At 51.1% G+C, this 14822-nt stretch carries 16 protein-coding genes and 1 pseudogene; 4 read left to right on the forward strand and 13 right to left on the reverse strand.

The features are described from left to right. Positions 1-143: 143 nt before the first annotated feature. Positions 144-653, forward strand: a complete 510-nt coding sequence (locus tag KNP75_RS09770; RefSeq protein WP_215190281.1) for a hypothetical protein — start codon at positions 144-146, stop codon at positions 651-653. Positions 654-870: 217 nt separating this feature from the next. Here KNP75_RS09770 and KNP75_RS09775 read toward each other — a convergent pair whose 3' ends face one another. Beyond that, entirely contained in the window at positions 871-1314 is a 444-nt protein-coding gene (locus KNP75_RS09775) for a hypothetical protein (RefSeq protein ID WP_251128227.1), read from the reverse strand. A gap of 64 nt (positions 1315-1378) precedes the next feature. Between KNP75_RS09775 and KNP75_RS09780 the strand changes: the two are divergent. Continuing rightward, positions 1379-1537 (forward strand): annotated as a pseudogene (locus KNP75_RS09780) (IS3 family transposase); the annotation flags it as partial. Positions 1538-1779: 242 nt separating this feature from the next. Here KNP75_RS09780 and KNP75_RS09785 read toward each other — a convergent pair. The 12 genes from KNP75_RS09785 to KNP75_RS09840 all read right to left on the reverse strand — a co-directional run bounded on the left by KNP75_RS09785 (position 1780) and on the right by KNP75_RS09840 (position 13704). Further along, on the reverse strand, positions 1780-2478 hold the full coding sequence (locus KNP75_RS09785) for a hypothetical protein (RefSeq protein WP_215190282.1): 699 nt from the start codon (positions 2476-2478) through the stop codon (positions 1780-1782). A gap of 598 nt (positions 2479-3076) precedes the next feature. Continuing rightward, complete coding sequence (radC, locus tag KNP75_RS09790) at positions 3077-3700, reverse strand: RadC family protein (RefSeq protein ID WP_235420135.1); 624 nt, start codon at positions 3698-3700, stop codon at positions 3077-3079. Positions 3701-3729: 29 nt separating this feature from the next. Then, a complete protein-coding gene (locus KNP75_RS09795; RefSeq protein ID WP_251128228.1) occupies positions 3730-4317 on the reverse strand; it encodes a Maf family protein in 588 nt (195 codons plus the stop codon). A gap of 139 nt (positions 4318-4456) precedes the next feature. Next, positions 4457-5164, reverse strand: coding sequence for a hypothetical protein (locus tag KNP75_RS09800; protein WP_034776853.1), 708 nt, complete (start codon positions 5162-5164; stop codon positions 4457-4459). Further along, positions 5161-6798, reverse strand: coding sequence for a pilus assembly protein PilM (gene pilM / locus KNP75_RS09805; protein WP_215190284.1), 1638 nt, complete (start codon positions 6796-6798; stop codon positions 5161-5163). The genes KNP75_RS09800 and pilM overlap by 4 nt, the downstream gene beginning before the upstream one ends. A 12-nt stretch (positions 6799-6810) precedes the next feature. Continuing rightward, the gene (locus KNP75_RS09810) at positions 6811-7563 is read right to left on the reverse strand and encodes a prepilin peptidase (protein ID WP_215190285.1); all 753 of its coding nucleotides are present in this window, start codon (positions 7561-7563) and stop codon (positions 6811-6813) included. A gap of 93 nt (positions 7564-7656) precedes the next feature. Beyond that, complete coding sequence (locus KNP75_RS09815; RefSeq protein ID WP_215190286.1) at positions 7657-8136, reverse strand: prepilin-type N-terminal cleavage/methylation domain-containing protein; 480 nt, start codon at positions 8134-8136, stop codon at positions 7657-7659. 142 nt (positions 8137-8278) lie between these two features. Continuing rightward, a complete protein-coding gene (locus KNP75_RS09820; protein ID WP_215190287.1) occupies positions 8279-9496 on the reverse strand; it encodes a type II secretion system F family protein in 1218 nt (405 codons plus the stop codon). Positions 9497-9500: 4 nt separating this feature from the next. Beyond that, on the reverse strand, positions 9501-10535 hold the full coding sequence (locus KNP75_RS09825; RefSeq protein WP_215190288.1) for a type IV pilus twitching motility protein PilT: 1035 nt from the start codon (positions 10533-10535) through the stop codon (positions 9501-9503). A gap of 4 nt (positions 10536-10539) precedes the next feature. Next, a complete protein-coding gene (locus KNP75_RS09830) occupies positions 10540-12198 on the reverse strand; it encodes a GspE/PulE family protein (RefSeq protein WP_215190289.1) in 1659 nt (552 codons plus the stop codon). 1 nt (position 12199) lies between these two features. Then, positions 12200-12481 carry a hypothetical protein gene (locus tag KNP75_RS09835; protein WP_215190290.1) on the reverse strand — a complete coding sequence of 94 codons (282 nt, stop codon included), beginning with the start codon at positions 12479-12481 and terminating at the stop codon, positions 12200-12202. Then, on the reverse strand, positions 12478-13704 hold the full coding sequence (locus KNP75_RS09840) for a G5 domain-containing protein (protein ID WP_215190291.1): 1227 nt from the start codon (positions 13702-13704) through the stop codon (positions 12478-12480). Before KNP75_RS09840 ends, KNP75_RS09835 begins: the two co-directional genes overlap by 4 nt. Positions 13705-13866: 162 nt before the next feature. Here KNP75_RS09840 and KNP75_RS09845 point away from each other — a divergent pair, with 162 nt between their 5' ends. Both KNP75_RS09845 and KNP75_RS09850 read left to right on the forward strand, forming a co-directional pair. Beyond that, on the forward strand, positions 13867-14319 hold the full coding sequence (locus tag KNP75_RS09845; RefSeq protein WP_215190292.1) for a prepilin-type N-terminal cleavage/methylation domain-containing protein: 453 nt from the start codon (positions 13867-13869) through the stop codon (positions 14317-14319). Continuing rightward, positions 14258-14821 (forward strand): prepilin-type N-terminal cleavage/methylation domain-containing protein, encoded by a 564-nt coding sequence (locus KNP75_RS09850; RefSeq protein WP_215190293.1) that lies wholly within the window; start codon positions 14258-14260, stop codon positions 14819-14821. Before KNP75_RS09845 ends, KNP75_RS09850 begins: the two co-directional genes overlap by 62 nt. The last annotated feature ends 1 nt before the right edge of the window (position 14822 follow it).

The raw sequence follows: 14822 nt of genomic DNA on the forward strand, positions 1-14822 counted from the left end.
CCGTATACTCTCGATTTTCGACACCGGTGGAACGATTCCTGTAATGGACTGACAACAACCAAAATATGTATATGACGTAGGCTGATTATCTTCTATAATTCATGTTAGGTGTGGTTGATAAATTTCAGTTAAGAGGAGAACCTATGATTAAACAATGGTTATTCGCTCTAAGTCGGATTGTGCTTACTTCACTCGCATTTTATCTTGGAAATCTGTCGACGGTTGAGCCGGTTCAGATTTCTGGGAATGGTAACCCTGCTTTGTTGTTTATTCCTATCCTGTTGCTCCTTGCACTGTTCATCATGAATGATTGGATCAAAGTGATGAAGTTTTTCAACTTTAATTCCCGTATATTACTCCCTCTGTTGTTCATCATCGGGACCGCTTTGTTTTTCATCTATGAACAGCAGGTCGATGATTTTCACGAGCGTAAAGAGTACGTCCAACAAGTGGTCATTGAACGAGAATATAAGATCTCCGACCCGCTCTATCTCGATAGGGTAACGGGTATTAAACATACATATATGAGCAATCAGCTCTTCAACGTAAATACGTTTGTGATGTACATGTTGATGACCGCAGCGATTGCGATCATGTATGTCATACGGACTCGGCGTAGGTCGGCCGTTTCGAGTACGTCATCGAATACATGAGAACAAGCCAGAACCACCGACCGTGAGCTACCACATGAACGTTGGACACGAATATCCAACGTTTGTGGGGTGTTGTTGTATCCGAATGTAGAAGAGCGTTCTAAACCTACATGGCAGAAGGCAACTTGACAGGATACGTCGGAGACAAAGCGTTAGGGAGAACGATGTTTTAAACAAAAAAGCAGACGCGGATGCGCCTGCTTTTTCTACTACTAATTTAGAGCCCAGGTTGGAGCGGGAGCAAAAGCATCGCCCCGTAGAAAAATACAGTGAAAATCAACACCGGTCGAAAGAACCGTGATGGTTTTTGGCGAGTCGCCCCTGCCATAAAGCTCGCCGTCGTCACGACGAACAAGTAAATCCCGACATACATAAAGATGAGTTGCGGGATGACCTGCCACACCTGAGCATCGTTCGATGAGTTGAACCAGGCGACGAATACGAGGGCGTACAGGATGAACGCGACAATACCGACACCGACACCGACAAGCGGTGAGACGCGGTCAAACCAATTGTCCTCACGTTGGAACCGCTGAAACAGAGCCACACTGATGAAGACAAACAACGCGAATACGAGAAGCGACAACACGCGTGGCTCGAGCGGGACGAAACTCGCGACAATCGCGACAATAAGCATCAATAACCAAATTATTTTTTCCATATAAAACACCTCAAGGATGAGTATATCAGACCTTTACTCTAGCTGGTAAATTCCCCTAGTCGTTACCATGAAAGTGGAGATGTACTACTTGCGTGAGTTCCAGGCCGATAGCGAACTCAAATCGGCCATCGATACTTACATATCGTTCTACAACCATGATCGTTTCCAGAAACGACTAGGCGGCTTGAGCCCTGTCTACTTGACGGGGAGCAGTTCAGTTTGATGAGTTTCTTTTTAAATTTAATTTTTGGCGTGATTAGGTTTTCTCCCTGTGCCATACACAATCATCGTCAGAGAAATAATCAAACAAATCAATCCTCCAAGACCCGTTGTGACGACTGAAAGTTGATCATTAAAGAACATTTTGCTAATTGTTAAGAAGATTAAAAACAACCATCCTAGAACGTTAATCGTTATTTTTTTGGACAATGGAAGTCCCCCTTTATACTTGAACGAGAGTTATTGTTAGTATCTCACTAATGTAATGTACGCAGCAGGATAATTAGATGTCGTATTCGGCTTTATTGTCAATTTAACTCCAGTAATTGATTTTTTAAGAATCAGAATGGCCGAATCTTTCCACCATGCAGTTTGGCGATTAGCTAGGTCACCAGCTGTCCAGAGAGTAACTGTAGTCGCCACTGTTACAAAGTTCGGTATTTTTTTTATAACTTTGATAGCAGCAAGAACATTGGGACTATTAGCAATCACATAATCAGCCCCTGGATTAGAAAGTAATCTTGGCCAGTCTCTTGAATTATCAAATTTATTAATAATTTTAATGATATCATTTCTAGTCATATATCTTACATAATCTTTAGTAGTACCGCCATATGGTGGTTGAACCACAGCCATTGGTGAGATACTAGACTTCGATAAAGAGGCAGCTAATTTTGTAGGAGCAGTTAAGTTTTCTTCTGGTCCGACACTTTTTTGAATTTCCGAGTTTCTGAATACTGGATCTTCGAGCTTAGATTGGTACTCTAACACATGCGCATTTGGAACTTCAGACATAATTACTTTTGTGTCGTCTGAATATAGTACAACTTGAACTGTTTCCTCTAAAGTTCCTTCTAAATTATTTTCTGCAGATGCTTTTTGGAACGGAATTAAGGTTCCTATTATCAGCATCACAGCGCAAAAAAATCCGATTAACTTCTTCATTCCTTTTCCCCCTACATCTCTATTTCGTTACCAAATAAAAGGTGAATTACTTTTACACAATAATTGTAATTACCATTTATTTCAACCTTCTGATTCTTTTTATCGGGCTTGAGATACTTATAAAATAATTATCCCACCCTAACGGACTAATTAGCTTATGCTATTGAATAACTAAATGAGCGCAAACAAAAACCACCCGTTACAAGGTGGTTTTTTTTGCTTGCACTTACAGTTTGAGGATTAAACTTTTCATTCTTGTATGTTTCAAGTAACTCTTCAAGCTCATAACTTCTATCATAAATGTCTGTCGTTACGCCATCAGATACACTTCCACTACACTCAAAAGTTGTCCATCTTTGAATATGCAGAACATTTCGTATCAACCACGCAGAGACTATAAATGGCACATAGCATCTTTGCTGGACAATTAGCATAATGCATGTTTTACGAGTCCATGCAATGAACTGACGAGGTCTATGAAAGTAACCTGAAGGGATCATAAGCAAGAAAAAATTATGAGTCTCTAGAAAAAGCAAGAAATGAACTAAAGCCATTCTATAAACAAAAAGCAGACATATCTATGCCTGCTCTCCATTCTTTACCCATTCATATACCCCCGCTGTTTCATACTGACGTAATGGTCCTCCCCGATGATGACGTGGTCGAGACAGGCGATCCCGACGATATGACCGGCCTCGACAAGCCGCTCCGATACCTCGATGTCTTCCCGGCTCGGGGTCGCGTCCCCACTTGGATGGTTATGGACCGCGATGAAACAAGCGGCCGACAGTTTGAGCGCTTCCCGGAACACGTCGCGCGGATGGACGATCGACGAATTGAGTCCACCGACGAACAGCGTCTTCCGGGCGATGAGCTGGTTCTTCGTGTTCAAATACAGACAGATGAAATGTTCTTGATTCAACAACCGGAGTTCATCACGGAGCAGTTCATAGGCGTCCTGTGGCGAACGGATCGTCGGCGTCTCTACTTTCGGCTCCTCGACGTAACGGAGACCGATTGCGAACGCCGCGAGCAACTGCTCAGCTTTCTTCTTCGTCATGCCCTCGATTTGACAGAGGTCGCTCACGGACGCCTGCGACAGCGCCCGGAGCGTCGGATACACGTCAGACAGCCGTCGGGCCGTCTCATGCGGGTCGCCGCCCCTGCCCCCGATTTGGAGCAGCCGGGCGATCGCGGATTCAACACTTCGGTCGAGCACCATGGTCATTCCTTCACCAACTTTCGCTTCAATCACAGAAAGCGCGGCGCTACCCCGTGTCGTTCGAGCGTCTCGACGAGCGGACGAATCGGCAGACCGACGACGTTATAAAAGTCCCCTTCGAGCCGTTTGACGAACAGACCGCCCGACCCTTGGATGCCGTAAGCGCCAGCTTTATCGTACGGCTCCGTCGAATCGAGATAGCCGTCGAGCCAAGCGTCCGGGATCTCGATGAACGTGACGTGCGTCGTCGTGACGAACAAGTCTTGCCGCTTGGGCCCGATGATGCTGACGCCGGTGAGCACTTCGTGGGTCGCCCCCGAAAGCCGTTGCAGCATATCTCGCGCGTCGTCCCGGTCTTTCGGTTTCTCTAAAATCGTCCCGTCTAAGACGACGACCGTATCCGAGCCGATGACGATGGCATCACGGTTGTCGCGGGCGACGTCCATCGCTTTCTCGCGAGCGAGGCGTCCGACATACTCGTCCGGATGTTCCCGACCGTTCGTCCCTTCGATGACGTTAGATGGGATGACCTCATGACTGATCCCGGCCTGGCTCAACAGCTCGGTCCTCCGTGGCGACATCGAGGCGAGGATGACACGTTTCTGTGTTGGTTTCATTGTAACGACTCCTTCCATATGTGCGTAACGGGCTTCTTTTCCGTATCACACTTCACTGTCGATTGTAGGCAAACGGGCAGGCGTTTACAATCCACGACGCCTCAAAAAAACGCCCCTTCTTTTTGAAGGGACGTTTGCATCATGGCGTCGTATAGTCGTACACCGGGATGTCTTTCGGGGTGAACGTCTGCGCCGGTACGTAACGATCGTCTGTGAGTTGATCAAGATCCGGACGATAGAACGCATCGAGTTCGACCGTGAAGTCGAGCGGCTCGGCCGTCTCCGTCGTGTTCGGGCCTGTCTCCGTCGGTCCGGTGAATTGGACCGTGCGCAAGATATGGATTCGGTTCATCGACTCGACCGACTCGAGGAACAAGACGAGCGACTCGTACGTGTCCGCTTGGAGCGATACCGTCGAACGGATTGACGAGGCGTTGACCGGCGTGATTTCGACCGGTTCGGCCGGTTCAGCCGTCGCGCTCACGTCGTTCGGTTCCGGCTCGTCGATGTCTTCCGGCACCTCCGATTCGGCGATGACACCGTCGGCGAAAGCGATGCTCGTAACGCGGACGTCAGACAGTTGGCTCGCCTGCGATAACGTCTCGACGACCGTGTCGAGGGCTGCCTCGGTCGGGACACGCGTCTGGAGGCGCTGCGAGTCGGCGACGTCGACGACTTCCCCTTCTTGGCGCAACAGTTCGAGCTTCGTCTGCTCGAGCGACAGTTCCCGCTCGAGCGACTTGACGTTGCCTTGGTGGATGAAGTATTGGTAGCCGAAATAAGACGGTACGGCGATGGCCGCGAACAAACAGATTGTAAAAATCAAATAAATCGTCGAGCGTTTCATTCGCTCACCACCTCCTCATCGGTCGTCTCTTCCGTCTCGCCGTCCGGTGTCTCACCGTCTGGGGTCTCCCCTTCCGGCGTCTCCGGTTCGGCATCGATGAACGTGAAAGTGAACTCACCGATGTAGCGTGGGAGCGGTTCATTCGTCGAATCGAGCACGCTCGGGCTGAGCGGCTCATCGGTGTCCGTCTCCTCCTGCTCGGTCTCCGCTTTCGTCTCGGTCGTCACACCTAGCAGTTTGACGTTCTCAAACCTTGGATCGTTCAAGAGCGAGCGCTGGAACGCATTCAAATCGGCGAGCGTCTCGAACTGGGTACGCACGCTCATGAGCGAACCGTCGGCGTAGTTATACGTCAATACGTAGCCCGTCGGCGGCAATTGCTCGGTCAACGCCCGGAGCGCCGGGACGGCCCATCGTTCTTCGGCCGTGAGCGCCGTCACTGTCTGGTCGAGCGATAGGACTTGCTGACCTTTCGAGTTCACTTGCTCGGTCTGATAGATGCGGACGAGCTGCAACTGCTCCTCGACCTGGGCCTCGTTCCGCTTCAACTCGTTCACTTCATAAAACAAGTAACCGGTCGCGCCGCCACCAATCAAGAGGGCGAGCAGGCTCGCGATGATCGGCCAGCGGAGCGTCACATCGGTCGAGTTGATGAAGTTGGCGTCGTGTTCTTTGTCGAGCGTCGCCATCCCGAGGAGCGGCAACATCTGGTGCGACAATGGCGTCGCGTGAGACAGTGGAAGCGGGTCGGCAATCCGTTTGACCGGCACCATCGCCTCACTTTCAATCGTCTGGACGAGATCGTCAAGGCTCGGGACCGTCCCCGAGACGAGTAACTCGTCAATCGGGCGTCCGTCCGTCCGGAGCGAGTAACGATAGAAGTCGAGGAAACGGGCCAGCTCGTTCAGCCACTCGTCTGTCTGCGTCGCGAGTGTCTCCTTCGAGCCGCTATATGTATACGTGACAAGGCCGTCCGTCGTCTCAGTACGATACGGGAGGTCGGTCTCGATGGCACGGATGAAGCGGACTTGGCCTTCTTCAAGGACGAGCAACTGGTGCGCGAACGGCGTCACGTGCCAAAGAAGCGTCGATTTGAGCGGGTCGATCGTCTCAATCCGGGAAACCCCGTTCGTGATCGCGACTGGACGCGGAACGATTTTCCTTAATTGGAACCCGCGTTTTTTCATGTAGGCGCGAATCGCGTTCGTCAACTCGACCGAGACGGCGTGAAGCATGACTTCGGTTTTCAGTTCGGTTTCGCCGAGCACTTCATAGTCGAAAGCGACATCGTCGAACGGCAAGATGATCGAGCTGCCGATCTCCATGAACAGATAACCCCGAATCTCATCTTTCGGGATCGTCGACGGGATCTCGACTTTACGGGACAACACCTCGGTCTCGGCCATATCGACGGCACAGACCATCCCTTTTCGGACTTTCAGTTTGCGGCACAACTCATCGAAAGCGAGACCGAATGCGTTCTCGTCTTCAATTCGTCCGCCTATGTATGCCCCTTTCGCCAATTGGACGGAAGCGCTGCGCTTGAACACGCCTTGTTTGATCACGGCCCCGTGGATGCTGAGTGCATCGAACGAAAAGTAAGCGACCGTTCCTTTCTCTATAGACCGGCTCATGCTGGTTTCCCCCTACATCAAATCAAAATACCATTCAAAAAAACGTTCGCTGAACCAAAACGTCAGCATCGTGCCGAGTGCGATCGACGGCACGAACGGGATCGGCTGTTTGCGATTCATTCGTTTCAAACCGATCAACGTCAGTCCAACGATCGCGCCAATCAAGCTCGATAAAAACAAGGCGACGAGGACGTCGCGCGGCCCGAGAACGAGCCCGATTACTGTAAATAGTTTGACATCGCCGGCCCCAAGTCCCCCTTTGGAGACGAAAAAAACGGTGGCGAGAACAGAAAAGCCGAGTGCCGCCCCAGCGATCGGAGTCCACCATGCCGCACCCGCACTATAGGCGAGCAATAGAAGGACCGGTGCCGTGAACAATAAGATGACGTTCGGCACGAGCATCGTCGACAAATCCGACATCGCCAAGGCGAGGAGCGTCGATAAGAAGACGAACGCAAGGAGCGTCGTGAGACTGAATCCGTATAGCCAGAAGCTATAGGCGTAACCGACCGCCCCGAGTAATTCAAACAGCGGGTACGTCGGCGCGATCCGCCCGCCACAGCCGCGGCATTTCCCCCGCAGGAACACGTAACCGAAGACCGGAATCAGTTCCCAAGCGGATAAGACATGCCCGCATGACGGACAGTGGGAGCGCGGCGTGACGATGGACTGTTTGCGTGGCACGCGGAGCCCGACGACGTTTGTGAATGACGTGATGACGGCCCCGAGGACGAGGCTATAAATGAGTCCAATAAGTTCAACCAATCAAGGTCACTTCCTTACTTGTAAGTATATGCCATAAACAGAAAACCGGCTAGGCTGAGCGAGTGCCCAGCGCCAGCCGGAGAGATGGTTTATTTACTCTTCTTCTTCTTCTTCTGCTTCTGGAGTTTCTAGAGTATCTTTATTTAAGGATCCTTCTGGTGTAGCAGAGAAAGCAAAATTATTATCTTCACTTGTCAAAGTGACTGAGTAATTATACTTCCCACTATTTTCAGTGATTGTAACTGAAGCCGCTGTATACGTTTCCGCCCCTGTAGAATGGAAAGGATCTTTGAGTCCTGAAATATAACTAGAACCATCACCTGTTAAAAAGTCTAAAGACCGAGCATCAGGATTAGAGGCTACATGAAGTTTAGCTGAACTAACCATCTGCTTCGCATCAGCAACCATCGCATCCTTCTTCGAGTTCTCGATAATCCCACCAATTGCGACAACGGCGATGGCTGCGATAATCCCTAAAATTACGACGACGACGAGCAACTCGACGAGTGTGAGTCCGCGTTCATCTTTCAATTGTTTGGCGTCTTGCCAAATCATTTTCATTTTCTCTAACATGCCTGATTCTCCCCTTTTGTGTGTTTTGCTGTGTGGTGTGCTGCATGCATTACCTTAGACCTAAGTATAAGTAGAACAATTTTACTATACATTCAAAAAATAGGATTGAAAAGATACAAATCTTCAAATAAATAAAAAGTTTCTACTGATTTTGGATATCACCATAAATTTGGAACATCGGCACGACAATCGCGATGACGATGACCCCGACGATGCTCGCCAAGACGACGATCAACAGCGGCTCGATGATCGACTTCAGACGGTCTGTCGTCGTCTCGACCTCGGTCTCATAAAACTCTGCGACCTCATTCAACATCGAGTCTAAATCTCCGCTCTCCTCGCCGACCGCGATCATCTGTGTCATGAGCGGAGGGAAGCTGTCGTTTCGTTCGAGCGGTTCATGGAGCGGGATCCCTTGCGCCATCATCTTGCGCGCCTGACCAAGCCCTTTGCGGATGACCCGGTTCGAGACGATTTTCTCAGTGATCTCAATCGCCGACAAAATCGGAACGGCCGCTTGAAGCAAGACGGCCAAACTTCGCGTCAACAATGCGATTTGTGACTTCAGGACAATCGGTCCGAAGATTGGCAGCTTTAACAACAACCCGTCAATCACGTACCGTTCCTTGTCCCGTTTGAGCATCCAGGTGAAGATGAGCAGTGCGAGGAATACCCCACCGAAGATGAGCCACCAATAGGCGGCGACGAAGTCCGACACGGCGACGACGATGCGCGTGATGAGCGGGAGTTCCCCACCGAGCTGTCCGAAGATACTTGCGAACGTCGGGACGACGTTCACCATGAGGAACGCGACGACGCCAATGGCGACGATCGACACGACGAGCGGGTACGTCAACGCCGAGATGACTTTCCGTTTGACGTCATACTGTTTTTGGAGCTGGAGCCCGATTTGGTCGAGCGCCTCCTCTAAATTCCCGCTCGCCTCACCTGCGAGTGCCATCGAGCTGAAGAAGTTCGAGAATACGCGCGGATGTTTCTTGATCGCCTCCGAGAAAGCGATCCCTCCGCGTAAATCGTCCTCGACTTGACTGAGCGTCTTCTTCAACACTTTCGACTCGGTCTGGACGCGTAAGATGGACGTCGCCCGGACAATCGGCACACCGGCCCTGATGAGCGTCGCGAACTGACGCACGTACATAATCAAATGTTCAATCTTGACCCGCTCAGGGAGCAGGTTGACTTCTTTATTCAACCCCGTCGACTCGAGTTCGTTGAGCTCGGTGACGAGAATCGATTCTTGGCGCAACTTTTCTTTCGCTTCGCGGAGCGAGACGGCGGTGATTCGTCCTTTTTTACGCTTTCCGTTCAGCAATTTGCCTTCGTATTGGAAGATGGCCATCTAGTCACCTCTCTTCATTTGGTGTGACATTCGGGTTGATGACACCTTGACGGACGAGCTGTTCAATTGCCATGTCCATCGTCTGCATCCCGTTCTGCCGGTTCGTCTGGATGACGGTCGGGAGTTGGAACTCCTTCTCGTTCCGAATCAAGTTGGCGACGGCAGGATTGCCGATCATAATTTCCATCGCGGCGACACGCCCTTTCGGCACGTCGACGCGCGGGAATAAGCGCTGACTGACGACACCGAGCAGGACGTTGGCGAGCTGGGTCCGAATCTGGTCCTGTTGCTCGGCCGGGAAGGCGTCGATGACACGGCTGACAGTCGACATCGCACTTGATGTATGAAGTGTTGCCATGACGAGGTGACCCGTCTCGGCAGCCGTCATCGCCGTCGAAATCGTCTCGAGATCCCGCATCTCCCCAAGCAAGATGACGTCCGGGTCTTGCCGGAGCGCGGCCCGAAGACCGTCGACGAACTTCATGACGTCCGAGCCGATCTCGCGTTGATCGACGATGCTCTGGTCGTGCGAATGGAGATATTCAATCGGATCTTCGAGCGTGATGATTCGTTTCCGCTGTGTCCGGTTAATCTCGTGGATCATCGCGGCGAGCGTCGTCGATTTCCCAGAACCCGTCGGGCCGGTGACGAGGATGAGGCCGTACGGCTTCTCAATCAACCGCTTTAACACTTGCGGCAAATCGAGCTCGTTCATCGTCGGGATTTCCCCGGAAATGGAACGGAACGCGATGGCGACCGTACCTCGTTGATAATAGGCGTTGACGCGGAACCGCGACACTCTCGGGACGCCGAACGAGAAATCGAGGTCGCGCTGCATATCAAGGCGGCCCCGCATCTCATCCGTCATGATGTCTTTTAAATAGCTTTCGATATGAGACGGCAACACTTTCTCGTCACCCATCGTGATGAGGCTCCCGTCGATCCGGATGATCGGCGGTGAGCCGGCGGTCAAGTGGATGTCCGAGGCGCGTAGTTCGACCGCTTTCGTTAAAATCACTTCAATCGACTGATGGATCATTAGCTCACTCCGTTATCACTGTTCTCAATATTTCCTCGGTGTTCGTCAATCCGAGCGCGACTTTCTCAAGCCCATCGGCGAGGAGGAAACGAACACCTTGTGCTTTCGCATAGGCGACCATCTCGGCCTCCGTCGCCTGGTTCATGATCAGACGGCGCAACCCTTCATCGATCGGCACGACCTCATGGATGGCAAGCCGTCCACGGTAGCCCGTGAAGTTACACGACGCACAACCGTTGCCACGCATGATCCGCTCGACCGGGACGCTTTCAGCACTAAACAGTTCCTGCTCCCGTTTCGAGACCGGCTGTTCATGGCCGCAGTCGCGACAGACGCGGCGGACGAGCCGCTGGGCGACGAGCCCTGACGTCGAGGCAGCGACGAGGAACGGTTCGACCCCCATGTCAATCAAGCGGGTGATCGAGCTGATAGCCGAGTTCGTATGTAGTGTCGATAGAACCAAGTGACCCGTCAACGACGCTCGGATGGCAATCTCGGCCGTCTCGGTGTCCCGAATCTCCCCGACCATGACGATGTTCGGGTCTTGTCGCAAAATCGACCGAAGACCGGACGCGAACGTCAAACCGACTTTGGTATTGACTTGGACTTGATTGATGCCATCGAGCTGGTATTCAACCGGATCTTCGACCGTGATGATATTTTTCGATTCTTCGTTCAGTTCTCGCAACGACGCATAGAGCGTTGACGATTTCCCTGACCCTGTCGGCCCGGTGATGAGGATAATCCCGTTCGGCCGTTTCAACATATCGCGATAGACCGCCTCGTTCTCATCACCGAAATCGAGCTTCGTCAAATCCGTCAACCCTTCCGAGGAGTCGAGCACCCGGATGACGATTTTCTCCCCATACATCGTCGGGAGCGTCGAGACGCGAAAGTCGTACGGGCGGCCCCGAAGCGTATATTTGATACGTCCGTCCTGTGGCAAACGACTCTCAGTGATGTCGAGGTTACTCATGACCTTGAGGCGCGTCAGCATGACGCTTTGGATTTTCTTCGGATAGACGGTCTCGGTCCGAAGATCACCGTCGACCCGGAAGCGGACGTGCAACTGCTTCTCGTGTGGGTCGAAGTGGATATCCGAGGCGCGTTGGTCAATCGCGCTCAAGAACAACTGATTGACGAGCCGGATGACCGGAGCGTCATCACGCGACGCCGTCTCCTGCCGTTCAAGTTCAGGTGCTTCTTCTTTTAAAATCTCGATGAGCGACGCATCCATCTCGTAAAAGCGGCTAATCGTCTTACGAATCTGTTCACGCGTGGCGATGCCGACCTCGATGTTCATCCCCGTCTGGAGACGTACGTCATCAATGGCGATCAAATCAAGCGGGTCCGCCGTCGCGATGAACAACGTGTTACCTTGCAACGAAATCGGCATGATGTCATGTTTTTGGGCGATGACTTTCGGGACGAGCTTCGTCACGGTCACATTGATGTCTTGCGCATATATTGAAATGATCGGCACGTTCAACTGCTCGTGCAGCACTTGAATCAATTGCGTCTCGGTCAAATAGTTCAATCGCATGAGTGCGTCCCCGAGTTTCTCCCCGGTCCGCTTTTGAGTAAGTGCTTCGTCTAACTGGTTATGTGTGATTATCCCCGCCTCGACGAGCATCTCGCCGAGCCGTTTTTTCGTTCGTCTCAACTTACTTCACCATCCTCTGTGGTACCTCCTGTTCGACGTCTCGCTGTTCGATGAACGTACTGAGCGCTGCACCGCCGGCCAAACCGATAGCGAGGAGGGCCCACGCCCACCATACCCGTTCGAGCCCTTCGACGTACAGGCTATACACGCCGAGCGAGAGCACGGCGACGAGCAACGAGATGACCCCTTTCGTCTCACGCTTCCGAATGTATGGAATCGACAAGGCGAACACGGTCAATGTGGCGAGTACCCAAAAGGCAATCAAAATCAAATACCCGATCATCCGACTGCCCCCTCACTTGGCACCGGGTCATCTTCATACACCGGTGGCTGTTCTTCAAACTCATTCAATCCGTCATCCTCTACATCGTCATCGAACAGGTCATCTTCCAGTGATTCGTCCGGGAAAGTTGGAATCACCGGTTCGACCGGTTCAGGGGGCGGGAGCGGGACGGAACTTTTCGTCACAATTTCCGGGATCGGCTCATAAAAATCAAATCCGAGAAGCTCGAGTGACTCGCCGGTGTCCGTGATGCGGACGCGATACAGTTTACCTGACTCCCCGGTCTGCCCGGACTGGGTCACAGATGAACTGCCTGCCGTGAGCGACGGTGAGAAGCGGACGATGTTTTGATATGGGACAGTCGACACGTCTTCGACACGCGATTCATAAGCACCGATGAATGGCTTACCGAGTAACTGCACCGTCACGGTGTTCCCTTCCTCTAACACGATGAGCGCGTATGGTGTCTGTTCCGTGTTCTGAACGGCGAAGTTCGAGCGTTCGTCCACTTTAACGTCGTAACCCAGCTCAATTTCAGCCGGTAACGTCTCATGTTGCACGCGCTCTAAAATTTGAAACGGTGTCGCCGCGAACAATTGATACATCGATGAACCGAGCGTGCTGAGCGCCTCAAAATCTTCCCCGAACGCTTTTAAGCTGAAGATGTCACCAGCTTCCATCTCGAAGCCGTTCATTCGATCGAGCGCCGATCGCATTGATGGTGTCGGACTGACCGTGATCGAGGCGACAACGTCGCTCTCTGTTGCCGTCATCTCGAGCATCACGTCTGAATTTAAGTTCGAGGCCGCTTCGATGAGCGGCGGTGTCACCATCGAAAGCGTCACCGGTTGGTTTTCTAAGTATGGCGTCAACCGTGCTTCATCGACCGTCGTGATGAGCGGATATGTATCCGATTCAGTGACCGCCTCGAGTGTCGCGTCGACGTTGAACGAGACGACGTCTTTTCCGACTTCGAGTGTCGTCCCATCGACGAGCGTCACTGTGAACGGCGTGTTGTTGAAGTCTTTGATGGCGTTATCAAGCCGAACAACCGCTTCTTCTTTCGTCATCCCCGATACATTGATACCAGCCACTATTGTTTCTTTATATGTAGTACTCGTCTTCGCCGAGGCATCGAGATAGTTTACGAGCCCAATCGTCGGCAACGACACGAGCAGGACTAGCCCGGCTAGGATGAACAAATGTATCCCATATCGCTTCATTCCATTTCCCCCTCTATTTCAAGCCCAATGGGACTTTGAATGACTATCCGTTACCACTGTAACTTTAGTATAATATGCATTGTACAGAAAATAACAATTATTTCAGGTTAAACGTCTCTTTTTCCCTATCTTTAAAATATATTTGAAAAGGAGGTCAATATAATGACCCGTTCCGAGCAAGGTTTCACGCTCGTCGAAGTACTCGTCTCGATCGTCATTCTATCTCTCTTCTCCTTTTCCTTATTGAACATTTTTAGTCAAAGTTTGAAAACCACGAACGATAGTTTGAATCGAACCATTGCCAACCAAGTCGCACAAAACACGTTACATACACTTGATCGGCGAGCTTCAACGCTACAAGATGAGTTGTCTCTATCAAAACTTGTCCCGAGTGGAGCCCATTGTCCATTTTGTACGGAGATTAACGGACAGACGTTCCAAGTTGACTTAAACGAAACGCGATCGATTCAACTCGATAACACGGTTGAAATTGAAGTTTCCGTCATGACGGAAACGATGACCACACCTGTAAGTCTGAAAGGAGTGATATCAAATGCCACGTTACGTGAACCGTTCCCCGAGACAGCTGTTCCGGAAAGCGAAGACGCTCAGTAAAAAATCAGATGGTTTTACATTAGTTGAACTGCTTGTGACAGTAGTCGTGGCATCGATTTTGAGCGGAGCAATTATTACGGCTTTTCTATCAGGTACTCTAGGGTTTAGATTGACAAACGATACGAGTGAACTACGAAGTGAAGCCGATTATTTAGTCTCTTCCATCTTATCAGAAGTGAACCGCAGTGAATTCGACGCGGTCACAATGATCGATGACACTTATCAGTTTCATCGACTTTCCGAACCAAAGATTTCATCGGCCGGCATGATTTATCGCCAAGCAGGTTATGAATCGATTGAACTGAACTTATCTGATTCGTCTTATACACCAAGTAATCCAAACGTTATACTCGAGCAAATCTCGATTCAGCTACTTGATCCCGTTTACGACGCGCGTCGTCCGCGCTATATGACCAGTGGGCTCTTTGAGATCGAGCTGGTATTGTCTTTGGCCGAGAACCCTGATTCAACCAGGACGTTTAAAAGTGCTATCCCATTTTAAA

The sequence above is a fragment of the Exiguobacterium sp. s6 genome (assembly GCF_018618155.1).
Lineage (GTDB): Bacteria > Bacillota > Bacilli > Exiguobacteriales > Exiguobacteriaceae > Exiguobacterium > Exiguobacterium mexicanum_A.